Genomic DNA, 22,079 nt, shown 5'->3' with positions numbered 1-22,079 from the left:
TCCTGTACGGGACCGAATGGCTGGGTGCAAGCTGTATACCGTTGTGATACAACCCGTGTTGATCTAACCCGGCGATTGCCCGTGTGGCCTCGAGAGTGGGCCGCGCCGCCCGTTCGTGCGATTACCGACTATTTTTGTCGCACCTCTCGACCGGATAATTCTACAGGGAGAAGAACTGATCGGTCAGGCTTCCACCGGATTGACAGCCACCGCTGTTCGCGCACCCTGGAGCTTCGGAAACAGTCCGGGATTCACATCGAGCAGCACCCGCACGGCGCCGATCCAGACCAGGGCCGATCCGAGCACATGAATGGCCACGAGGGCGGCAGGGATTCCGGTCAGGGCCTGAATAAGCCCGACGAGAGCCTGGGCCACCGCGACGACGACGAAGAACACCACGCGACGACGGGCGAGCTGAGCCTGGGCCGTACCGCGCAGAGAAAGCCAGAGTGCGATCGCCAGCACGATAGTCGCCGAACCGAGGACGCCGTGGACGGCGGTAACGTCGGCCCAGACAAAGCCCATCCGCGGCACTTCGACCGAATCCCCGGAGTGCGGACCGGAGCCGGAGACGAGTGTTCCGACCACGACGAGCACCAGCGTGCAGGCCAGAAGCGACCAACTGAGTACCGCCGACAATCCGGGCTGTGCGACCGGGATTCGCGGAACCTCCCGCGCGCGATGCCAGGTGAGGGTAGTGGCGGTGAGCAATGCGATCGCCATCAGGAAGTGCAGGGCCACGACGTAGGGGTTCAGGCCGGTCAGCACGCTAATGCCGCCCGCGACGGCGTTGGCGACGACCAGCCAGAACTGCGACCACGCCAGTCGGGTGAGATTGCGGTTGCGCGGCTTCTGCAACCTCGCCGCGACGATGGCCCATCCGACGGCCACGATCAGCAGCCCGGTGAGCGCGCGGTTGGTGAACTCAATCAGGCCGTGGATGCCGAGTTCCGGTGTTGTGGTCAGCGAGCCAGCATCGCAGGCGGGCCAGGTCGGGCAGCCGAGACCCGATCCGGTGACTCGCACGACTCCCCCGCCGAGCACGATGAAGACGCTGACCAGCAGGGCCGCGGTGGTCCCCCAGCGCAGCGCGCGGGTTCCGAGGCTATAGCGGCTGGCAAGATACGAGAACGGCGTGACGATGAGCTTCTCTTCCTAATGCTTTCGTGCTCTAGAAGTGCAGCAGCGGGTCGATTCCGATGGCGACGAACAACACGGTCAGATAGCTGATCGAACTGTGGAACACGCGCATCGGCTTCACCTCAGCGTGGCGTATCGACATCGAATACAGCCGGTGGGACTCATAGATGAACCAACCTCCGGCCACCACGGCCGCCACCGAGTAGATGATGCCCATGTGGGCGACGGGGATCAGCAGCAGCGAGCAGGCGATCGTGGCCCAGGCGTAGAGCACGACCTGCAGGCCGACGACGGTGCGCCCACGGACGACTGCCAGCATCGGCACGTTGACCGAGGCGTAGTCGGCGCGGTAGCGCATCGAAAGAGGCCAGTAGTGCGGCGGCGTCCAGAGGAAGACAATGCCGAAGAGGATGACCGGAACCCAGTTGAGCGAGCCAGTGACAGCTGACCAGCCGATGAGCACTGGCATGCAGCCGGCGGCTCCGCCCCAGACGATGTTCTGTGGGGTACGGCGCTTGAGCAGCAGGGTGTAGACAAACACGTAGAAGAGGATGGCAGCGACCGAGAGCGCAGCGGCCAGCCAGTTGACGAGCAGGCTGAGCATCAGCGTGGAGACCACACCGAGCACCCAGGAGAAGACGAGAGCCTCCCGATCGGTCAACTCGCCGGTAACCAGGGGACGCTTGCTCGTGCGCTTCATCACCCTGTCGATGTCGCGGTCGATGTAGCAGTTGAACGCTCCGGCGGAACCGGCGCTCAGCGCGCCTCCGACAAGGGTCCAGAGCACGAGCCAGAGGTTGGGGATCCCACCCTGCGCCAGGATCATGACCGGCGCCGTCGTCACGAGCAACAACTCCATCACCCGAGGTTTGGTGAGAGCGAAATAAGCCCTCGCCTTGCGGACGAAGCCGATGCGTTCGCCCGGCAGCCGTGTATCTACCGCTACGTCCATTGCTCCTCTAACGACAGTGATGTCCTCCCGAAGATTCTAGGCGATCGTGCGGCTCGTGCACGCGCTGGTATACGAGCAATGATGCCCAGCTTTCTCTATACTTGGATGTGCTTGCCAGCTGCAGGCCCCTCCTCATGCGCCCCCAACATCGCGCTGCGAATCGGGCCGCCTGCCGCAATGCCGATGATGTCAGGTGAGCGTGCAACCTCTACAGCGGTACTGCCCATTCGGGCGAAGACCGCGGCAACAGAAGGGTCATCATCTCGTGGCAGCTCTCCAATGGGATCCCATTGACAACAAGGCCGTCGACACCGCTCGTGTTCTCGCAGCGGATGCCGTGGAGAAGGTGGGAAACGGGCATCCTGGCACAGCCATGAGCCTCGCCCCTGCGGCCTACCTGCTCTTCCAAAAAGTCATGCGCCGTGACCCGAGCGACAGCACCTGGATCGGTCGAGACCGGTTCATCCTCTCGGTCGGCCATAGTTCGCTCACTCAGTACGTGCAGTTCTATTTCGGCGGGTATGGACTCGAACTCGACGACCTCAAGGCGCTTCGCACCTGGGGTTCCAAGACACCGGGCCACCCGGAATACGGCCACACCGACGGGGTTGAGATCACCACGGGGCCTCTCGGCCAGGGCATCTCCTCGTCCGTGGGCTTCGCCTACGCCAGCCGCTACGAGCGTGGCCTGTTCGATCCGGATGCCGATGCCGGCACGAGTCCCTTTGATCACTTCGTCTACTTCATCGCCGGCGACGGGGACCTCCAGGAGGGCGTTTCCAGCGAAGCCTCGTCTCTCGCCGGCCACCAAGAGCTCGGGAACCTCATCGGTATCTACGACAGCAACCAGATCTCCATCGAAGATGACACCAACATCGCCTTCACCGAGGACGTCAAGGCCCGCTACGAGGCCTACCACTGGCACGTTCAGGTCGTCGATTGGAAGAAGACCGGGCAGTACGTCGAAGACGTCGCCGCCCTCAACGACGCGCTCGAGGCGGCGAAGGCCGAAACCTCGAAGCCGTCACTGATCATCCTCAAGACAATCATCGGATGGCCGAGCCCGAAGAAGCAGAACACCGGCAAGATCCATGGCTCTGCTCTCGGTGCCGACGAGTTGAGGTCCGTCAAGGAGGTGCTCGGCTTCGACCCGGAGAAGACTTTCGAGGTCGATCCTGAGGTGCTATCGCACACCCGCAAAGCAGTGGATCGCGGCAAAGCGGCGCATGCCGAATGGAACGAGCAGTTCGACGCCTGGGCGACAGCCAACCCGGAGCGCAAAAAACTCCTCGACCGCATCCTGTCCGGTGAGCTGCCGGATGGGGTCGAAGAAGCGCTTCCCGTTTTCGAGGCAGGTAAAGATGTCTCGACCCGTGCCGCGTCCGGCAAGGTTCTCAACGCGCTCGGTCCGGTCATCCCTGAGTTGTGGGGCGGATCGGCAGACCTGGCAGAGTCCAACAACACGACCATCGAGGGCGCGGCATCATTCGTCCCTGTCGAGCGTTCGACTCACGAGTGGACCGGAAACCCCTACGGTCGCGTGCTGCACTTCGGTATTCGCGAGCATGCCATGGGCGCCATCCTGAGCGGCATCGTGCTGCACGGCAACACGCGACCCTTCGGCGGAACCTTCCTGATCTTCAGCGACTACATGCGGCCGGCGGTGCGTCTTGCCGCGCTGATGAAGGCGCCGGCCATCTACGTCTGGACCCACGACTCGGTGGCCCTCGGCGAAGACGGACCGACCCACCAGCCGGTGGAGCAGCTTGCCGCACTCCGCGCCATCCCGGGGCTCGATATTGTGCGTCCTGGCGATGCCAACGAGGTCGCCTGGGCCTGGAAGACTGTCCTGGAGCGTCGCAAGGGACCAGCCGGTTTCGCCCTGACGCGCCAGAACATCCCGGTGTTCGAGCGCGGTGACGACGTCGCAAGCGGCGAGACCTTCGCCGCGGCGAAGCATGTCGCCAAGGGTGCCTATGTTCTTGCCGAGGCCCCGAACGGAACGCCTGACGTGATCTTCATCGCGACAGGGTCCGAGGTACAGATCGCCGTGGAAGCTCGCGAATTGCTGAAGGCCGAAGGTATCAACGCCCGTGTCGTATCGGCACCATGCCTCGAGTGGTTCGAGGAGCAGAGCGACGAGTACCGCGAATCGGTGTTGCCAAAGTCGGTCAAGGCTCGTGTCTCGATCGAGGCCGGTGTGGATCTCACCTGGCGTTCGTACGTGGGCGACGCTGGTCGTAGCGTCTCCATCGAGCACTTCGGCGCGTCGGCCGATTACAAAACGCTCTTCCGCGAGTTCGGCATCACCACCGAGCACGCCATCGCAGCAGCCAAGGACTCGCTCGCAGCCGTCTAGGCCCGGGCACAGGAAAGAAGACAGAAATAATGACTGAGAACAACCCCACAGAAGCTCTCTCAGAGGTCGGCGTCAGCATCTGGCTCGACGACCTCTCCCGCGAGCGAATCACCTCAGGTGGTCTGGCGACGCTGATCGCCGATCGCAACGTCGTCGGTGTGACGACCAACCCGACCATCTTCGCCAGCGCACTCGCCAAGGGCGAGGCCTACGACGCCCAGGTTGCCGAACTTGCCGCTGCGGGCAAGACCGTCACCGAAGCGGTCTTCGAGATCACGACGAATGACGTCGCCAACGCGAGCGACATCTTCCGCCCGGTCTACGATTCCACCGACGGCAAAGACGGACGGGTGTCCATCGAGGTCGAGCCCGGCCTCGCGCACGATGCGGCGGGTACCATCGCCCAGGCCAAGCAGCTCTGGACCAAAGTGGATCGCCCGAACGTGATGATCAAGATCCCGGCAACAATCGAGGGTCTGGAAGCCATCACCGAGACGATCGCCGCCGGCATCAGCGTCAATGTGACCCTGATCTTCAGCCTCGAGCGTCACCGCGAAGTGATCAACGCCTACCTCACCGGACTCGAGAAGGCCAGGGCCGCCGGTCACGACCTCTCCACGATCCACTCTGTCGCCTCCTTCTTCGTGTCGCGCGTCGACACCGAGATCGACAAGCGCCTCGAAGCGATCGGAACTCCGGAGGCCATCGCGCTGAAGAGCAAAGCGGGCGTCGCCAACGCTCGCCTGGCCTACCAGGTGTTCGAGCAGGCCTTCGACAGTGAGCGTGCCAAGGGACTCATCGCCGTCGGAGCCAACCGCCAGCGACCGCTCTGGGCGTCCACCGGTGTCAAGGATCCGAGTCTTCCCGACACGCTGTATGTGACGGAGCTCGCTGTCAACGACGTCGTGAACACGATGCCGGAGAAGACCCTCGAGGCGACCTTCGACCACGGGGCGATCGCAGGCGACCAGGTCACCGGCAACTACGCCGACGCGAACGCCGTACTCGATGCGCTTGCCGCACAGGGCATTTCCTACGACGAGGTCACCGCGCTGCTCGAGAAGGAGGGCGTGGAGAAATTCATCGTCTCCTGGAATGAGTTGCTCGACACGGTCACCGCCGCCCTCGAATCCGCCCAGGCGGGAGGGGTTAAGTGAGCTTCGACATCGCGGTGAGCGGCGCGGCGGCTGAAGCCGTCGATCGCGTCGTACCGCAACTCGTGAGCGACCTCGTCGCGTCGCGCATCACTGACCTCGATCCGACCCTCTGGGGTCCGGATGCCGAGGAAGAGGCTGCAAAGCGCCTTGGCTGGACCGAATCGGTCGTCATCTCCGAGCCACTGATCGACGACATCCTCGCCCTGCGCGACAAACTCCATGGCGAGGGTGTGAACCACATCGTCCTCGGTGGGATGGGCGGATCGTCGCTCGCCCCGGAGGTCATCACCCGCACCGCAGGTGTCGAACTCACGGTCCTCGACTCGACAGATCCCGGCCAGGTGCTCGCCGCGCTGAACGACAGGCTCGAGACGACCGCGGTCGTCATCTCCTCCAAGTCGGGATCGACCCTCGAGACCGCCAGCCAGCGCAAGGCCTACGAGAAGGCATTCCACGACGCGGGTATCGACCCGATCGAACGCATCGTGATCGTGACCGACCCCGGCTCCCCACTCGACACGGACGCCCGCGAGGCCGGCTACCGCGTCTTCAACGCCGACCCGAACGTCGGTGGACGCTACTCGGCGCTGACCGCCTTCGGTCTCGTGCCGTCCGGGCTCGCCGGTGTCGACATCCGTGCCCTGCTCGCCGAAGCGTCGTCCGTCAGCGGACGGCTCGCCGTCGACAGCCCGGAAAATCCCGGCCTCGTGCTCGGTGCCGCCATCGCCGGTACCAGGCCGCTCAAGAACAAGCTCGGCATCGTCTCGGACGGTACCTACATCGTCGGCTTCGGTGACTGGGTAGAGCAGCTCATCGCGGAGTCCACGGGAAAGCTCGGCAAGGGCATCCTGCCCGTGGTACTCGACGTTCACTCCCCCGAGATCGCCGAGAACCTCGACGACGTGCAGATCGTGCGCCTCGTCGAGAGCGCACGAGCTACCGAAGAGGTCGCAGATGGCGAGATCGAGATCAGCGGTACCCTCGGCGCGCAGATGCTCGTCTGGGAATATGCCGTCGCCGTAGCTGGACGCCTGCTCGGCATCGATCCGTTCGACCAGCCGGACGTCGAGAGCGCCAAGGTCGCGACCCGCGCACTGCTCGACTCCCGCCCCGAGCCTGTCGCTCCCTCGTTCGTCTCTGACGGCATCGAGGTTCGCGGTTCCACCGAGCTGCTCGGCGACGTGGACTCGATCTCGGGTGCCATCGACGCCCTGCTCGCTCAGATCGGCCCCGACGGCTACCTCGCCGTCCAGGCCTATGTGGACCGGCATGCCAACCGCGGCCTCGCCAAGCTGCGCGACACCCTCGCTGCCAAGACCGGCCGACCAGTCACCTTCGGCTGGGGTCCGCGCTTCCTGCACTCGACCGGCCAGTTCCACAAGGGCGGACCCGCTATCGGCGTGTTCCTGCAGATCACGGCCACTGCGCCACAGGATCTCGAGATTCCTGACAGCCCCTTCAGCTTCGGATATCTCATCCAGGCCCAGGCAGCCGGCGACGCGAGCGTACTCGCCGAGCACGGTCGACCCGTTCTTACTCTCACGCTGACCGATCCGGCCGCCAACCTCGCCACGCTGTTCAGCGCTGTCGATTAACATCTCTAGGAGCCGAATGTCACCGGTGGAAATCACGCCGGAGTTCAACCCTTTGCGGTTGGCCTCCGACCGGCGTCTCAACCGTATCGCGGGCCCAAGCGCACTGATCATCTTCGGTGTCACCGGTGACCTCGCGCGCAAGAAGTTGATGCCAGCGGTCTACGACCTCGCGAACCGTGGGTTGTTGCCGCCTGGGTTCGCACTGGTCGGTTTCGCCCGGCGCGACTGGGAAGACCAGGACTTTGCGAAGGTCGTTCACGATGCTGTCGCGCAGTACGCCCGCACCCCATTCGATGAGGATGTCTGGAAGCAGCTGGCTGAGGGCATCCGCTTCGTGCAGGGCGAGTTTGATGACGACAATGCGTTCGCCGAGCTTAAGTCGACCCTAGAGGAGCTCGATGTCTCGCGAGGAACGAATGGCAACCATGCGTTCTACCTCTCGATCCCGCCGAAGTCGTTCCCGCAGGTAACGGAGCAGCTCAGGCGTTCGGGGCTCGCGGACCACGTCGAGGGTCGATGGCGTCGCGTCGTCATCGAGAAGCCGTTCGGAAGCGACCTTAAAACGGCTCGCGAGCTCAACGCGGTCGTCGAGTCGGTCTTTCCGCCGGACTCGGTGTTCCGCATCGACCACTATCTCGGCAAGGAGACGGTGCAGAACATTCTGGCGCTGCGCTTCGCCAACGAGATGTACGAACCGATCTGGAACGCCAACTACGTCGATCACGTGCAGATCACCATGGCCGAGGACATCGGGGTTGGCGGCCGTGCCGGGTACTACGACGGAATCGGCGCTGCGCGCGACGTCATCCAGAACCATCTGCTGCAACTCCTCGCCCTCACCGCGATGGAGGAGCCGATCTCGTTCAATGCTTCCGACCTCCGTGCGGAGAAGGAGAAAGTGCTTTCGGCCGTCAAGCTGCCGGACGACCTCTCCAATTCCACCGCGCGCGGGCAGTATGCGAGCGGTTGGCAGGGCGGTGAGAAGGTCGTCGGCTTCCTCGACGAGGACGGCATGAACCCGAAGTCCCTCACCGAGACTTTCGCGGCCATCCGTCTGGATATCGGAACCCGACGCTGGGCCGGTGTGCCTTTCTACCTCCGTGCGGGCAAGCGTCTCGGTCGCCGCGTCACCGAGATCGCTGTCGTCTTCAAACGAGCACCGCAGAACCTCTTCTCGAAAAGCCAGACCGGCACGCTCGGCCAGAACGCACTCGTCATCCGCGTGCAGCCCGATGAGGGCGTCACCATCCGCTTCGGCTCCAAGGTGCCGGGTGCCGGCATGCAGGTACGTGACGTCACCATGGACTTCGGTTACGGCCACGCTTTCACCGAGGCGAGCCCCGAGGCCTACGAGCGGCTCCTTCTCGACGTGTTGCTCGGTGACCCGCCGCTCTTCCCCCGCCACGAGGAGGTCGAGCTCAGCTGGAAGATCCTCGACCCGATTGAGGAATACTGGGCCACCCAGGGCCAGCCGGAGCAATATCAGCCCGGAACCTGGGGCCCGGCATCCGCCGATCAACTTCTCGCCCGCGATGGCAGAGTCTGGAGACGCCCATGATTGTCGACCTCCCCGACACCACCACCAGCAACATCTCCAAGACGCTGGTCAAAATCCGCGAAGAAGGTGGCGCCGTCGCCCTCGGCCGCGTGCTGACCCTGGTGATCTCCACCAAGCTCGGTCACGAGGAGGAAGCCATCGAGGCGGCGAACGACGCCTCTCGCGAGCATCCGATGCGCGTGATCGTGATCTCGACCGGCACCGACGGGCCGAAGACCAGGGACGACCCACGTCTTGACGCCCAAATCCGGGTCGGCGGAGACGCCGGCGCGAGCGAAGTCATCGTGCTCAAGGCCTATGGAGATACCGCATCCGACGAGGAGGGGTTAGTCACCGGTCTCCTGCTCCCCGACGCTCCAGTGGTTGCCTGGTGGCCCGCCGATGCGCCGAAGATCGTCTCGCAGTCCCCGCTCGGACGCATCGCCCAGCGCCGGATCACGGATGCCGCAGCGCAGTCCGATCCCCGCGGCTTCCTGCATCACCTCTCAGACACCTACGAACCCGGCGACACGGACTTCGCCTGGACGAGACTCACCCTCTGGCGGGCCCAGCTCGCCGCAGTGCTCGACCAGCCGCCCTATGAGTCGATCACCGGGATCGAGGTGCACGGGTCATCTGACTCCCCGTCCACGTCCCTACTCGCGGCCTGGCTGCAAATGCAGCTCGACGTGCCCGCGAAGCATGAACTCGTCACTCCCGCGCACGGCTCCAGTGGCATCCAGGGGGTCAAGCTTCGACGCGCTTCCGGCGCTATCGAACTGGAGCGTACCAGTGGAAGCATCGCGACGCTGACCCAGCCGAACCAGCCGACGCACGACATCTCACTCCCCCGCCGCAGTCTTCGCGACTGCCTGGCAGAGGAGTTGCGCCGTCTCGACCCTGACGACCTGTTCGGCGAGGTGATCCAGCGTGGACTGTCGCAGCTGGACGAGCCATCCAAGATCCACTCCAGCAAGTCGAAGGCGGCCAGCAAATGAGCAACGCACGCAGAGTGTTGGTCCATGCCGACAAACAGGCACTCGCCGGATCCGTCGCCGCACGGTTCATCACCAAGGTCGTCGATCTGCTCGACCAGCAGGCAGAGGTCAACGTGGTGCTGACCGGTGGCACCGTCGGTACCGCTGTGCTCGAGGCGATCAACTCGTCGCCAGCCAGGAACAGCATCGACTGGTCGCGCCTCATCCTCTGGTGGGGCGACGAACGCTGGCTGCCGACCGGTGATGCGGAGCGTAACGACACCCAGGCCAAAGCCGCCCTGCTTGACCACGTTGCGCTGCGTCCGGAGAACATCCACTGGTGCCCTTCGCCGGATGTTGTCGATAGCCTCGACGAGGCCGCCCTCATCTACAGCGCGGAGTTGGCAGCGGCCGCTCCGGATGGCGCGGCCTTCCCGCGCTTCGACGTCACTTTCCTCGGGGTCGGCCCCGACGGACACGTCGCATCCCTGTTTCCAGAGTCGCCGGGGATCCTGGTGACGGATGCAACGGTCATCGCCGTGCGTAACTCACCGAAACCTCCGCCGGATCGACTCAGCCTCAGCCTTCCCGTATTGAACAGCTCTGACCGCATCTGGCTCTCGCTGGCGGGCCCTGATAAGGCCTCGGCCCTCGGCCTTGCATTGGCAGGCGCAAGCACACTCGAAGTGCCCGTTGCCGGCATCGAGGGGCGTCTGAGGACGGTCTTCTTCGTCGACAGTGAAGCCGCTGCTGAAGTTCCGGAAGAACTTATCGCGGTCGAATACTAAGTTTCAAGCTGAATCAGCCTGTGACCGCGCTACCCTGTGGGCGCTACTGGGGTGTGAGACGTGCGCGACGTGCGCGCAACTGCTCGAGCGCCTCCGCGAGAAGTGTCGCCGCCTCTTCCTCGGTGCGACGCTCCTTAACGTAGGCGAGGTGCGTCTTGTAGGGCTCGAGCTTGGTGACCGAGGGAGGATTCTCCTTGTCACGCCCGGCGGGCAGTCCGCAGTTCGGGCAGTCGAGGATCTCGGGGATCTCCTCCGGCTCGATCGTCGCGAGGAAGTACGGGCTCAGTTCGTGACCGTTCGCGCACCAGTAGAACACCTGGAGACGCTCGGCGTGAAAACCACGATCCTGCTCGCCCATCGGGCCGGCCCCGACTCGGGACCCACGAATAGCACTGCCACCTGAAGCCACGGTAACCCCTAAATCTACTGAGCGAACTTGGTAATGAGACCGAGGACCACGATGCTGGCAATCCATACCAGCCCAAGAATCACCGTGATGCGGTTGAGGTTGCGCTCTGCGACACCAGAAGCACCGAGATTGCTGGTGACACCGCCGCCGAACATGTCGGACAGCCCGCCACCACGTCCACGGTGCAACAGGATGAGCAGGGTCAGCAGGAGACTCGTGATACCGAGTATCACCTGCAGGATGACCTGAAGAATTTCCACGAAAGCCTCTCTAAGGCGCATCAGTCGCCGATACCGACTGGGCGCTGTTCAGTATAACTTGCGCGTGAACAACAGTCGAAACGGGTTCAGGTTCCGACGTGCTTCTGGAACTGCACGATGCTGGAGAACTCCGCGAGGTCGAGGCTCGCGCCTCCCACTAGCGCGCCGTCGACGTTCGTCTGGCGCATGAATCCAGCGATGTTCGATGACTTGACCGACCCGCCGTACAGGATACGCGTAGCATCCGCAGCCTCCTGGCCGATCAGCTCGACGAGGGCGAGTCGCAGCTGAGCCGCGACCTGCTCGGCCTGCTCGGGAGTTGCAGCCTGGCCGGATCCGATGGCCCAGACTGGCTCGTACGCGACGACGATATCGGCGCCGACCGTGACACCTGCGAGGGCCGCCTTCAGCTGTGCGACGGGTACCGCACTGGGGCCGTGCTTCTCGAGGTCCTCGGCTGTCTCGCCGACGCACAATACGGGGACGAGTCCGTGCTTGAGAGCCGCGGCAACCTTCGCCGCGATCAGCTCGTCGGTCTCGTTGTGCAGCGTGCGTCGCTCCGAATGGCCGATAATCACGTACTGGCAGTCGAGAGCTTTGAGAAAAGCGCCGGAGATCTCACCGGTGTACGCACCGGAATCGAAAGCCGAGACATCCTGGCCACCGAACTTCAACTCATACTTATCTGCCGAGACCAGCGTCTGCACGGAGCGCAGGTCGGTGAATGGCGGAAAGACGGCGACCTCGACGGTCTCGAAGGTGTGCCTAGCATCCTTGAGGCTCCAGGCAAGCTTCTGCACAAAAGCGATGGACTGCAGGTGGTCGAGGTTCATCTTCCAGTTGCCCGCGATGAACGGGGTCCGCTTGCCGGTCACGCTTGCCATCCGAGAACCTCCAGGCCGGGCAGGCTCTTACCCTCGAGGAATTCGAGGCTGGCACCCCCACCCGTTGAGATATGGCCAAATTGGTCGTCATGGAAACCGAGAGCCCGCACGGCAGCGGCCGAATCGCCACCGCCGACTACGGAGAGCCCGGGTACCTCGGTGAGAGCAGCCGCAACCGTCTTCGTTCCGGCAGCGAATGGGGCGAGTTCGAACACACCCATCGGTCCGTTCCAGAACACCGTCTCGGATGCCCCGATCACCTCGGCGAAGCGGGTCGCGGTGTCCGGACCGATGTCCAGTCCCAGACCATCGGCGCCCCACGGTGAACCCTCGATGTCGTCGGCCGCGCGCACCTCGTGCTCCGCGTCAGCGCCGAATTTCGACGCCACGACGACATCGGTCGGCAGCACGATGTCCACGCCCAACTCCTTCGCCGTGGTCAGGTAGCCACGCACCGTGTCGAGCTGGTCATCCTCGAGCAGGCTCTTGCCGACCTTGTGGCCCTGGGCCGCGAGAAAGGTGAAGAGCATACCGCCACCGATCAGCAGCGAGTCGACTCTGGGCAGCAGGTGGGCGATCACGCCGAGTTTGTCGGAGACCTTGGAGCCGCCGAGAACCACGGTGTAGGGCTTCTTCGGCGATTCGGTGAGGCGGTCGAGTACGTCGAGTTCGGTCGCGATCAGCGTTCCCGCTGCGCTCGGAAGAAGCTCTGCGAGTTCGTAGACGCTGGCCTGCTTGCGGTGCACCACGCCGAATCCGTCGGAGACCAAAGCATCGCCGAAAGCTGCAAGGCGTTCTGCGAACGCCTGACGCTCGCCGGCATCCTTCGCCGTCTCCCCCGCGTTGAATCGCAGGTTCTCGAGCAGCGCGACGTCGCCGTCGCCCAGTTCGTCGACGGCGTCCTTCGCGGCAGAACCAACGGTGTCTATGGCGAAGGTCACTCCCTTGCCCAGCAGTTCGCACAGTCGCTGGGCGACCGGAGCGAGGCTGTACTTGGCATCGGGCGCGCCATCAGGTCGACCGAGGTGCGAGATGACCACGACACGTGCGCCGGCGTGGATGAGGGCGTTGAGCGTGGGCAGGGAAGCACGAATTCGACCGTCATCGGTGATCTGACCGTCCTTGAGAGGAACGTTCAGGTCACAGCGGACGATGACCTTCTTGCCCGCGAGCTGACCGAGACTCTCGATTGTACGAAGCGGCATCGACGTGCGCCGTTTAGAGACGCTCGGCGACGTACTCGGTGAAGTCGACGAGACGGTTGGAGTAACCCCACTCGTTGTCATACCAGCCGGCAATCTTCACCTGGTTACCGATGACCTTGGTGAGACCCGAGTCGAAGATACAGGAGTGCGGGTCACCCTGGATGTCGCTGGAGACGATCGGATCCTCTGTGTAGCTGAGGTAACCGGCGAGCGATCCACTCTCGGCAGCAGCCTTGAATGCAGCGTTGACCTCGGCGACGGTGACGTCGCGGCTGGCCTCGATGGTGAGGTCGGTAATCGAACCGGTCGGCACCGGAACGCGAAGAGCGTAGCCGTCGAGCTTTCCGAGAACCTCCGGCACGACGAGGCCAAGCGCCTTGGCGGCACCTGTCGAAGTGGGGATGATGTTGATCGCGGCGGCACGGGCACGACGCGGGTCGCTGTGCGGGCCGTCCTGCAGGTTCTGGTCGGCGGTGTAGGCGTGCACCGTCGTCATCAGGCCACGCTCGATACCGAAGTTGTCGAGGAAGACCTTGACCAGTGGAGCCAAGCAGTTCGTGGTGCATGACGCGTTGGAGAGGATGTGCTGCGTAGCGGGGTCGTAGAGGCCCTCGTTGACGCCCATGACGAAAGTTCCGTCGTCATCGGTGGCTGGAGCGGAGATGACAACTTTCTTGGCGCCGGCGTCGATGTGCTTCTGCGCATCCTTGGCGTTGGTGAAACGGCCGGTGGATTCGATCACGATGTCGACACCGAGGTCGCCCCATCCGAGGTTGGCGGGATCGCGCTCGGCGAGCACCTTGATGCGCTTGCCAGCAACCACGATGAAATCGCCATCGACCGAGACGTCTTCTGCGAGGCGTCCGGCTACGGAGTCGTACTTCAGCAGGTGGGCGAGCGACTTGGGATCGGTCAGGTCGTTGACGGCGACGATCTCGAGGTCAGCGTCCTGCGCGAGAACCGCGCGGAGGTAATTGCGACCAATGCGGCCAAAGCCATTGATACCGATCTTGACGGTCAAGAGAACTCCTGTTGCTGAGGCGCCGAGGCGCTACTTTGTGGGGGTGGCGGCTGAAACCGCGGTGTGGCCAGGGCAGAACCCCGGCCACACATCGCTGGTATGAGCTGGCGCTACGACAGTACCAGCAGGCCGTTGGTCTTTTCGCGAGCGACCTCGAAGCGCTTCTGAACGTTCGCCCAATTCGCGATGTTCCAGAAAGCCTTCACGTAATCGGCACGCACATTCTTGTAGTCGAGGTAGTACGCGTGCTCCCAGACATCCAGAAGCAGTACCGGCACGGTGCCAGCGGCGAAGTTGCTCTGCTGGTCGAAGAACTGCTGGACGAGCAGCTTCTGACCGATCGAGTCCCAGACCAGTGCGGCCCAACCTGAACCCTGCACACCGAGTGCGGCGGCGGTGAAGTGGGCGGTGAACTTGTCGAAGGAACCGAAGTTGTCGTCGATCGCGGACGCGAGCTCTCCGGTCGGCTTGTCGCCACCATCCGGGGACAGATTGGTCCAGAAGATCGAGTGATTGACGTGGCCACCGAGGTTGAACGCCAGGTCTTTCTCCAGCTTGTTCACGTAGGTCAGGTCGCCATTGTCGCGCGCCTCGGCGAGCTGCGAGAGGGCCGCATTGGCGCCGGTGACATAGGCCTGGTGATGCTTCGAGTGGTGAAGTTCCATGATGGCACCACTGATACTCGGTGCGAGAGCTCCGTAGTCATAACCCAGTTCGGGCAGCGTGTAATCAGCCATGATTCGATCTCCTTGTTGTAGAGTCCGGCCCACCAATCGGTGTGAAAACCGGGAGATATTTTCAGTCTAGTAGCGTCAACTCGGCTGTCACCCAGATGCTTCCCAGCCTTCGAAATCAGTGTCAGGCGTCTTCGTAGTCGGGTGGAAGATTGGCGTCGGTGCCCGGGATTCCGAGCTCGGCTGCGCGCTTGTCGGCCATGGCGAGGAGGCGGCGGATGCGGCCAGCGACGGCATCCTTCGTCATCGGCGGATCGGCGTGGTGGCCGAGCTCGTCGAGACTGGAATCGCGGAAGCGCAGGCGGAGATCGCCGGCGTAACGCAGGTGCTCTGGAACGTTCCCTTCCAGAATCTCCAGAGCACGCTCGACGCGCGCGCAGGCGGCCACGGCGGCCTGCGCGGAGCGGCGGAGATTGGCGTCATCGAAGTTGACGAGACGATTGGCCGTGGCGCGTACCTCTCGGCGCTGGCGCAACTCTTCCCAGTTGAGCACTGTCGAATGTGCACCCATGTGCACGAGCATCGCGCTGATCGCCTCGCCGTCGCGGATGACGACCCGATGCACACCGCGTACCTCGCGCGCCTTGGCCGCGATCTTCAATCGACCGGCTGCGCCGACGAGCGCCATTGCCGACTCGTTGCCTGGACAGGTGATCTCGAGGGCAGCGGATCGACCGGGGTCGGTAAGCGAGCCGTGGGCGAGGAAGGCACCGCGCCAGACCGCTGCGAGCTCCTCCCTGCTGCCAGTGGTGAGCTTGTTCGGGAGACCGCGAATCGGTCGGCGGCGGGCATCAAGGAGACCTGTCTGGCGAGCGAGGGTCTCTCCCCCGTCGAGTACGCGCACGAGATAGTGACTTGTGCGACGCAGGCCTGACGCGGACATCACCGAGATCTCGCTCTTCACACCGTAAAGCTCAGCGAGATCTTTGCGCACGCGCCTGGCGAGTTGGGCCGTGTCGAGCTCGGACTCCACAGCGATCCGCCCGGAGATGAGATGCAGTCCCCCGGAGAATCGGAGGATGGTGGCCAGTTCCGCCGCTCGCACTGTGGTCTTGCTCACGTCGATGCGAGCGAGTTCGTCCTTGACGTCGGCGGTGAGAGCCAATCCGGGTTCCTTACTGTTCTGTTCAACGAAATGTTAGACCGCATCGATGGCATTCGATCGAGATACGGAATGCTATTCGCGACCGAGGTCGCGATGTTTCACGCTGACGACGACGCCCGGCTGGCTGCGCAATATGCCGGCCAGCTTCTCAGCCACCGCGACTGAACGGTGCTTGCCGCCGGTGCATCCAATGGCGATCGTAGCGTGTCTCTTGTTTTCGCGCTGGTACCCGGCGAGCACCGGGCTGAGGGCCACGGCATAGTCCTCGACAAACTCCTTGGCGCCTTCCTGCGCGAGCACATAGTCGCTCACCGCGGGGTCCAATCCGCTCAGGGCGCGAAGCTCTGGCACCCAGAACGGATTGGGCAAAAAGCGCATGTCGGCGACCAGGTCGGCGTCGGCAGGCAGGCCGTACTTGAAGCCGAAGCTCAGGACGGTCACCTGGACGCCGGGGGTGTCTTCGCTGGCAAAGGTGTCCGAAATGGTGGTCGCCAGCTGATGGATGTTGAGATCTGACGTATCGATGATGATGTCGCTCGACTCGCGCATCGGCAGCATCCGCTGGCGCTCGGCGGTGATGCCGTCGAGGAGCGTGCCGTCTTCCTGCAGCGGATGTGGGCGACGCACCTGCTCGAAACGGCGGACCAGCGCGGCATCCGTAGCTTCGAGGAAGAGCACGCGCACGGGGGTTCCGGTGCGCAGCGAATCGACGGACTGCTGCAGATCGGCGAAGAGGCTGCCACCGCGCACATCGACGATGGCTGCGATCTTCGGCAGGTTGTTGCCCGCGCGACCCGCGAGTTCGACCAGGGGGCGCAGCATTTGGGGCGGCAGATTGTCGACGACGTACCAGCCGAGGTCTTCGAGGGCGTTGCCGACGGTCGACCTGCCGGCACCGGACATACCGGTCACGATGAGTACCTCTTGGCTGTAGCTGTCTTCAGCCATGGTGTCTTGTTCTCATGCCGGTAGTGCCGCCTTCATTCGATCCGGAGGTTGCCTGGGTCCAGCCTATCGATAGCTCAGTCGCGCAGACCCTCGAAGATCGACTGCGCGAGGGTGGTTCCCACGCCCTTCACCTCGGCGATCGCTTCCACCTCGGCAGCTCTGAGCTGGGTGACGGAACCGAAATGACGCAGCAGCTCCCTGACGCGGGCCGGACCGAGGCCGGGGATCTCGGCCAGTACCGAGGTGACGTCTTTCTTGCGGCGTTGACGCTGGTAGGTGATGGCGAAGCGGTGGGCTTCGTCACGAATCCGCTGGATGAGGAAGAGCGCGTCGCTGTTGCGCGGAAGGATGACCGGGTAGTCGGAGTCCGGAAGCCAGATCTCCTCGAGACGCTTGGCGATGCCGCACAGCGCGATACCTGTCACTCCGGCGTCGGCCAGGGCCCTCGCCGCGGCGGCCACCTGCGGTTGCCCGCCATCGACGATCAGTAGGTTGGGGCGGTAGGCGAATCTCCTGGTCATGGCCGCAGGCGCTTCGACAGGATCAGCGTCCGTGCTCGCTTGCCCTGAGCTTGTCGAAGAGTCCTCGTCGAGGTGGGCGACCCGCCGACTTATGGTCTGATAGATCGACTCGGTGTCATCGGTGGAGTTCGGGATGCTGAATCGGCGGTACTGGTCTTTGCGTGGTAGCCCGTCTTCGAAGACGACCATCGAGGCGACGATGTTGGTGCCGCTCAGATGCGAGACGTCGTAGCACTCCATGCGCAGCGGGGCGTCGTCCATGCCCAGCGCCTCCTGGATGTCGGCCAGCGCCTGCGAGCGCGCAACGAAGTCCCCACTTCGCCTGGTCTTGTAGAGCACGAGGGCGTTCTTCGCGTTGGTGGTCACCGTCTGGGCGAGGGCGGCGAGATCTCCGCGCTGCGCCACCCTGAGCGCGACCCTGCCTGCGGCGCGACGGTCGGTGCGCAGGGAGGTGAGCCAGAGTTCGAGTTCTGCCGCGTCATCCGGAAGCTCAGGCACCACGATCTGCCGCGGGGGCGCAGCTTCGTCGTCATAGGCGTTGTGAACGACCGTCTCGACGAGTTCGGCGAGTTCCAGGTCGAGTTCCTTGTCGACAACCCAGCTGCGCACGCCACGGATGCGGCCGCTGCGCACCGTGAACTGCTGCACCGCCGCCGCGAGCTCGTCGTGCGCGATGCCGAATACGTCGGCGTCCACGTCTTCTGCGAGCACGATGGTGTTCTTGGAGAGCGCGGTCTCAAGGGCGGCCAACTGGTCGCGGAACTTCGCGGCAGACTCGTAGTCCATTGCCGCCGCCGCCGCTTTCATTTTGCGCGCCACATCTGCAGTGTATTTCGAGTCGTTGCCAGCCATGAAGGAGGCAAAGTCGAGGGCGATCGACTTGTGTTCCTCCTTGGTAACTCGACCGACGCATGGCGCGGCACACTTGCCTATATCCCCGAGAAGGCATGGACGGCCGGTCTGTTCCGCGCGCTTGTACGTCGAGTCGGAGCAGCTGCGCATCGGGAAGGCCTTGAGCATGAGATCGACAGTCTCGCGGATGGCCCAGACCTTGGTGTACGGTCCGAAATAGCGCGCGCCCTTGAGATTGCGGTTGCGCGTCACGAGTACCCGCGGCACCGGATCACCGAGTGTGATCGCCAGATAGGGATAGGACTTATCGTCCCTGAACTGCACGTTGAATGGCGGATCGAACTCCTTGATCCAGGTGAACTCCAGCTGGAGCGCCTCGAACTCGGTTCCGACGACCGTCCACTCGACGGACGCTGCACTGAGCACCATGCGACGAGTGCGCTCATGCAGGCTCGCCAGCGGCGCGAAGTAGTTGCTCAGCCGTGCGCGCAGGTTCTTCGCTTTGCCGACGTAGAGCACGCGCTGCCCGGAATCCCTGAAGCGATAGACGCCCGGTTGGGTGGGGATCTCGCCCGCCTTCGGGCGCCAACTGACGGTGTCGACCATGTGCTAGCCGGCTGCGAGAGCCTTGGCGCCCCTGGCCTTCGATCGGGCGGACTTCGTCGTGATCGGGCTCACGTTGGTGCTCGTATCGCCCAACACCTCGCGCAGGAAGATACCGGTGTGGCTTTCTTCGACAGTCGCGAGGTACTCCGGGGTGCCGACCGCGAGAACCTTGCCACCGCCCGCCCCACCCTCTGGTCCGAGATCGATCAGCCAGTCAGCCGACTTGATCACGTCGAGGTTGTGCTCGATCACGATGACAGTATTGCCCTTGTCGACCAGACCGTTGAGCACGAGCAGGAGTTTGCGCACGTCTTCGAAGTGGAGCCCTGTCGTCGGCTCGTCGAGCACATAGATGCTGCGACCCATCGAGCGCTTCTGCAGTTCGGTGGCGAGCTTGACGCGCTGCGCCTCTCCCCCGGAGAGTGTCGTTGCACTCTGGCCGAGTCTCACGTAACCCAGCCCGACATCGACCAGCGTGTTGAGGAATCGGCTGATCGACGAGATCGCCTCGAAGAACTCCGCGGCCTCACTGATCGGCATGTCGAGCACCTCCGCGATGTTCTTGCCCTTGTAGTGCACACCGAGCGTCTCGCGGTTGTACCGGGCGCCGTTGCAGACCTCGCAGACGACGTAGACGTCGGGTAGGAAGTTCATCTCGATCTTGATCGTGCCGTCGCCCGAGCAGTTCTCGCAGCGACCTCCCTTGACATTGAAGCTGAATCTGCCAGGCAGGTAGCCGCGCGACTTCGCCTCGACGGTTTCGGCGAAGAGGTTGCGGATCTTGTCGAAGACGCCGGTGTAGGTGGCCGGATTCGACCGCGGGGTGCGGCCGATCGGAGCCTGGTCGACGTGCACGACCTTGTCGAGGTTGTCGAGGCCGGTGACCCTGGTGTGCTTCCCGGGAATCTGGCGCGCACCGTTCAGTTCGTTGGCGAGAACCTTATAGAGGATGTCGTTGATGAGCGAGGACTTGCCGGAACCGCTCACGCCGGTGACCGCGGTGAAAGTGCCAAGCGGGAATTCGACCGTGACATTTCGTAGGTTGTTGGCCCGCGCTCCCTCGACGATGAGCTTGCGCTTCTGGTCGATGGGACGCCGGGTGGTCGGGGTATCGATCGAACGCCGACCGGACAGGTAATCCCCCGTCATCGACCGCGTGTTGGCCAGCAGGTTCTCATAGGAGCCAGAGTGCACCACCTCGCCTCCGTGCTCCCCGGCACCCGGTCCGATGTCGACGATCCAGTCGGCCGTGCGGATGGTGTCTTCGTCGTGTTCGACGACGATCAGCGTATTGCCGAGGTTCTTGAGCTTGACAAGCGTCTCGATCAGCCGGCGGTTGTCGCGCTGATGAAGACCGATGCTCGGCTCGTCGAGCACGTAGAGCACCCCGGTGAGCCCGGAGCCGATCTGGGTGGCCAGACGGATGCGCTGGGCCTCTCCGCCGGAGAGCGAACCGGCCGAGCGCGCCAGGTTGAGGTAGCTGAGCCCCACTTCGATGAGGAATTCCAGCCGGAGACGGATCTCACGGAGCACCTGTGCGGCGATCTTCGCCTCACGCTCTGACAGCTCGAGGAGGTTCATGAACTCGTAGGCGTCGACGAGGCTGAGCTCGGAGACATCCGCAATGTTGTGGTCGTGGACGGTGACCGCGAGCACCTCGGGCTTCAGGCGCTTGCCGTCGCAGACCGGGCAGTTGATCTCGCGCAGGTAGGCAGCGTAACGCTGGCGTGCCGAATCTGTCTCGGCCTCGAGGAACTTGCGCTCGATGTAGGGCATGACGCCCTCGAAACCCGTTGAGTACTTCATCTCACGACCGAAGCGGTTCTTCCACTTGACCGTCACCTGGAAGTCGTTGCCCTTGAGGATGGCGTTCCTGACCTCGTCGGAGAGGCCGCGCCACGGTGTCGTGAGAGAGAAGTCGAGATCGTGGGCTAGCCCCTCGAGCAGGCGCTGGAAGTAGTTGAACAGCCCTTTGCCAGACTGGGTCCACGGCAGGATGACGCCGTCAGCCAGGCTCAGTTCTGGGTCGCCGAGCAGCAACTCGGAGTCCACCGACATCTTGGTGCCGAGGCCCGAACACTCTGGACAGGCGCCGAACGGTGCGTTGAAGGAGAAGGTGCGCGGCTCGATCTCGGTGAGCTGCACCGGATGCCCGTTGGGGCAGGACAGCTTCTCGGAGAAGTTGCGCCACGCCCTGTCGCCGGTCTCGTCGACGTAGTTGATGCTGACCAGACCGTCGGTGAGGCGCAGGGCCGTCTCGAGCGAGTCGGTGAGGCGGGTGAGGATGTCGTCTGCAGCAACCAAGCGGTCGACGACCACGGAGATGTCGTGTTTGATCTGCTTCTTCAGGATGGGCGGCTCGCTGAGCTGGATCTGCTCCCCGTCGACGATGGCGCGCGAGTAGCCGCTGGCGGCGAGCTCCTTGAAGAGGTCGACAAACTCACCCTTCTTCTGCGAGATGACAGGGCTGACAATCTGGTAGCGCACGCCGGCTTCGAGCGTCATCAGCTGGTCCGCGATCTGCTGCACGGTCTGTCGCTCGATCGGCTCACCGCAGATGGCGCAGTGCGGGATTCCGATGCGTGCCCAGAGCAGCCGCATGTAGTCGTAGATCTCGGTGATCGTGCCGACAGTCGAACGAGGGTTGCGGTTGGTCGACTTCTGGTCGATCGACACGGCCGGACTCAGACCGTCGATGAAGTCGACATCGGGCCGGTCGACCTGCCCGAGAAACTGGCGGGCATAGGCGGAGAGAGATTCGACGTAACGACGCTGGCCCTCGGCGAAGATCGTGTCGAAGGCGAGCGAAGATTTTCCGGAGCCGGAAAGGCCGGTGAAAACGACAAGCGAATCACGCGGGATTTCGAGGTCGACACCCTTGAGATTGTGCACTCGTGCGCCGTGGACGCTCAGTTTTGAGCCGGACTCTACTGGGGTAATTGACACTCCAGAAGTCTACGCAGTGCCACCGACACTCTCGGTTCCGCAGCCGATGCCCTGAGCGAACGACGAAGCGAGAGCGGCCAAGG

At 63.6% G+C, this 22,079-nt stretch carries 18 protein-coding genes; 6 read left to right on the top strand and 12 right to left on the bottom strand.

Annotated features, from left to right (window positions below):
* Positions 1–183 precede the first annotated feature (183 nt).
* On the bottom strand, positions 184–1,089 hold the full coding sequence (locus tag ABIB56_RS01240; protein ID WP_354567002.1) for a COX15/CtaA family protein: 906 nt from the start codon (positions 1,087–1,089) through the stop codon (positions 184–186).
* A gap of 82 nt (positions 1,090–1,171) precedes the next feature.
* Positions 1,172–2,092 (bottom strand): heme o synthase, encoded by a 921-nt coding sequence (locus ABIB56_RS01235; protein WP_354566955.1) that lies wholly within the window; start codon positions 2,090–2,092, stop codon positions 1,172–1,174.
* Positions 2,093–2,357: 265 nt separating this feature from the next.
* Between ABIB56_RS01235 and tkt the strand changes: the two genes are divergently transcribed.
* The 6 genes from tkt to pgl are packed head-to-tail and all read left to right on the top strand — an operon-like array spanning position 2,358 to position 10,505.
* On the top strand, positions 2,358–4,451 hold the full coding sequence (gene tkt, locus ABIB56_RS01230; RefSeq protein ID WP_354566952.1) for a transketolase: 2,094 nt from the start codon (positions 2,358–2,360) through the stop codon (positions 4,449–4,451).
* A 29-nt stretch (positions 4,452–4,480) separates the two neighbouring features.
* Positions 4,481–5,608 carry a transaldolase gene (gene tal, locus ABIB56_RS01225; protein ID WP_354566950.1) on the top strand — a complete coding sequence of 376 codons (1,128 nt, stop codon included), beginning with the start codon at positions 4,481–4,483 and terminating at the stop codon, positions 5,606–5,608.
* Positions 5,605–7,203, top strand: coding sequence for a phosphoglucose isomerase-related protein (locus ABIB56_RS01220; RefSeq protein WP_354566948.1), 1,599 nt, complete (start codon positions 5,605–5,607; stop codon positions 7,201–7,203). Before tal ends, ABIB56_RS01220 begins: the two co-directional genes overlap by 4 nt.
* A gap of 16 nt (positions 7,204–7,219) precedes the next feature.
* The gene (gene zwf, locus ABIB56_RS01215) at positions 7,220–8,761 is read left to right on the top strand and encodes a glucose-6-phosphate dehydrogenase (RefSeq protein WP_354566946.1); all 1,542 of its coding nucleotides are present in this window, start codon (positions 7,220–7,222) and stop codon (positions 8,759–8,761) included.
* Entirely contained in the window at positions 8,758–9,738 is a 981-nt protein-coding gene (locus tag ABIB56_RS01210) for a glucose-6-phosphate dehydrogenase assembly protein OpcA (protein ID WP_354566944.1), read from the top strand. Before zwf ends, ABIB56_RS01210 begins: the two co-directional genes overlap by 4 nt.
* Complete coding sequence (pgl, locus tag ABIB56_RS01205; RefSeq protein ID WP_354566942.1) at positions 9,735–10,505, top strand: 6-phosphogluconolactonase; 771 nt, start codon at positions 9,735–9,737, stop codon at positions 10,503–10,505. Before ABIB56_RS01210 ends, pgl begins: the two co-directional genes overlap by 4 nt.
* A gap of 43 nt (positions 10,506–10,548) precedes the next feature.
* Here pgl and ABIB56_RS01200 read toward each other — a convergent pair whose 3' ends face one another.
* The 10 genes from ABIB56_RS01200 to uvrA form a co-directional block, all read right to left on the bottom strand.
* A complete protein-coding gene (locus ABIB56_RS01200; protein ID WP_354566940.1) occupies positions 10,549–10,914 on the bottom strand; it encodes an RNA polymerase-binding protein RbpA in 366 nt (121 codons plus the stop codon).
* A gap of 14 nt (positions 10,915–10,928) precedes the next feature.
* On the bottom strand, positions 10,929–11,174 hold the full coding sequence (gene secG, locus ABIB56_RS01195) for a preprotein translocase subunit SecG (RefSeq protein WP_354566938.1): 246 nt from the start codon (positions 11,172–11,174) through the stop codon (positions 10,929–10,931).
* 86 nt (positions 11,175–11,260) lie between these two features.
* Complete coding sequence (gene tpiA, locus ABIB56_RS01190) at positions 11,261–12,058, bottom strand: triose-phosphate isomerase (protein ID WP_354566936.1); 798 nt, start codon at positions 12,056–12,058, stop codon at positions 11,261–11,263.
* Positions 12,046–13,263, bottom strand: a complete 1,218-nt coding sequence (locus ABIB56_RS01185) for a phosphoglycerate kinase (RefSeq protein ID WP_354566934.1) — start codon at positions 13,261–13,263, stop codon at positions 12,046–12,048. Before ABIB56_RS01185 ends, tpiA begins: the two co-directional genes overlap by 13 nt.
* 13 nt (positions 13,264–13,276) lie before the next feature.
* Positions 13,277–14,284 carry a type I glyceraldehyde-3-phosphate dehydrogenase gene (gene gap, locus ABIB56_RS01180; protein ID WP_354566932.1) on the bottom strand — a complete coding sequence of 336 codons (1,008 nt, stop codon included), beginning with the start codon at positions 14,282–14,284 and terminating at the stop codon, positions 13,277–13,279.
* 110 nt (positions 14,285–14,394) lie between these two features.
* The gene (locus ABIB56_RS01175) at positions 14,395–15,021 is read right to left on the bottom strand and encodes a superoxide dismutase (protein ID WP_354566930.1); all 627 of its coding nucleotides are present in this window, start codon (positions 15,019–15,021) and stop codon (positions 14,395–14,397) included.
* Positions 15,022–15,142: 121 nt separating this feature from the next.
* On the bottom strand, positions 15,143–16,123 hold the full coding sequence (whiA, locus tag ABIB56_RS01170) for a DNA-binding protein WhiA (protein WP_354566928.1): 981 nt from the start codon (positions 16,121–16,123) through the stop codon (positions 15,143–15,145).
* Between the two features lie 72 nt (positions 16,124–16,195).
* Positions 16,196–17,071, bottom strand: a complete 876-nt coding sequence (gene rapZ, locus ABIB56_RS01165; RefSeq protein WP_354566926.1) for an RNase adapter RapZ — start codon at positions 17,069–17,071, stop codon at positions 16,196–16,198.
* A gap of 74 nt (positions 17,072–17,145) precedes the next feature.
* A complete protein-coding gene (gene uvrC, locus ABIB56_RS01160) occupies positions 17,146–19,050 on the bottom strand; it encodes an excinuclease ABC subunit UvrC (protein WP_354566924.1) in 1,905 nt (634 codons plus the stop codon).
* Positions 19,051–19,053: 3 nt separating this feature from the next.
* Positions 19,054–21,996 (bottom strand): excinuclease ABC subunit UvrA, encoded by a 2,943-nt coding sequence (gene uvrA, locus ABIB56_RS01155; RefSeq protein ID WP_354566922.1) that lies wholly within the window; start codon positions 21,994–21,996, stop codon positions 19,054–19,056.
* Positions 21,997–22,079: the final 83 nt, after the last annotated feature.

Origin of the sequence: Glaciihabitans sp. UYNi722 (assembly GCF_040549465.1) — a bacterium.
Taxonomy (GTDB): Bacteria; Actinomycetota; Actinomycetes; order Actinomycetales; family Microbacteriaceae; genus Lacisediminihabitans.
Note: the sequence above shows the minus strand (reverse complement) of the source record. Positions and strands in the feature narration are given on the sequence as shown.

Bases quoted from the DNA above. Each gene is read 5' to 3' on its own strand.
- ABIB56_RS01175 (WP_354566930.1), bottom strand. From the start codon at position 15,021: ATGGCTGATTACACGCTGCCCGAACTGGGTTATGACTACGGAGCTCTC.
- zwf (WP_354566946.1), top strand. From the start codon at position 7,220: ATGTCACCGGTGGAAATCACGCCGGAGTTCAACCCTTTGCGGTTGGCC.
- tpiA (WP_354566936.1), bottom strand. From the start codon at position 12,058: ATGGCAAGCGTGACCGGCAAGCGGACCCCGTTCATCGCGGGCAACTGG.
- ABIB56_RS01210 (WP_354566944.1), top strand. From the start codon at position 8,758: ATGATTGTCGACCTCCCCGACACCACCACCAGCAACATCTCCAAGACG.
- rapZ (WP_354566926.1), bottom strand. From the start codon at position 17,071: ATGGCTGAAGACAGCTACAGCCAAGAGGTACTCATCGTGACCGGTATG.
- ABIB56_RS01185 (WP_354566934.1), bottom strand. From the start codon at position 13,263: ATGCCGCTTCGTACAATCGAGAGTCTCGGTCAGCTCGCGGGCAAGAAG.
- uvrC (WP_354566924.1), bottom strand. From the start codon at position 19,050: ATGGTCGACACCGTCAGTTGGCGCCCGAAGGCGGGCGAGATCCCCACC.
- tal (WP_354566950.1), top strand. From the start codon at position 4,481: ATGACTGAGAACAACCCCACAGAAGCTCTCTCAGAGGTCGGCGTCAGC.
- pgl (WP_354566942.1), top strand. From the start codon at position 9,735: ATGAGCAACGCACGCAGAGTGTTGGTCCATGCCGACAAACAGGCACTC.
- ABIB56_RS01235 (WP_354566955.1), bottom strand. From the start codon at position 2,092: ATGGACGTAGCGGTAGATACACGGCTGCCGGGCGAACGCATCGGCTTC.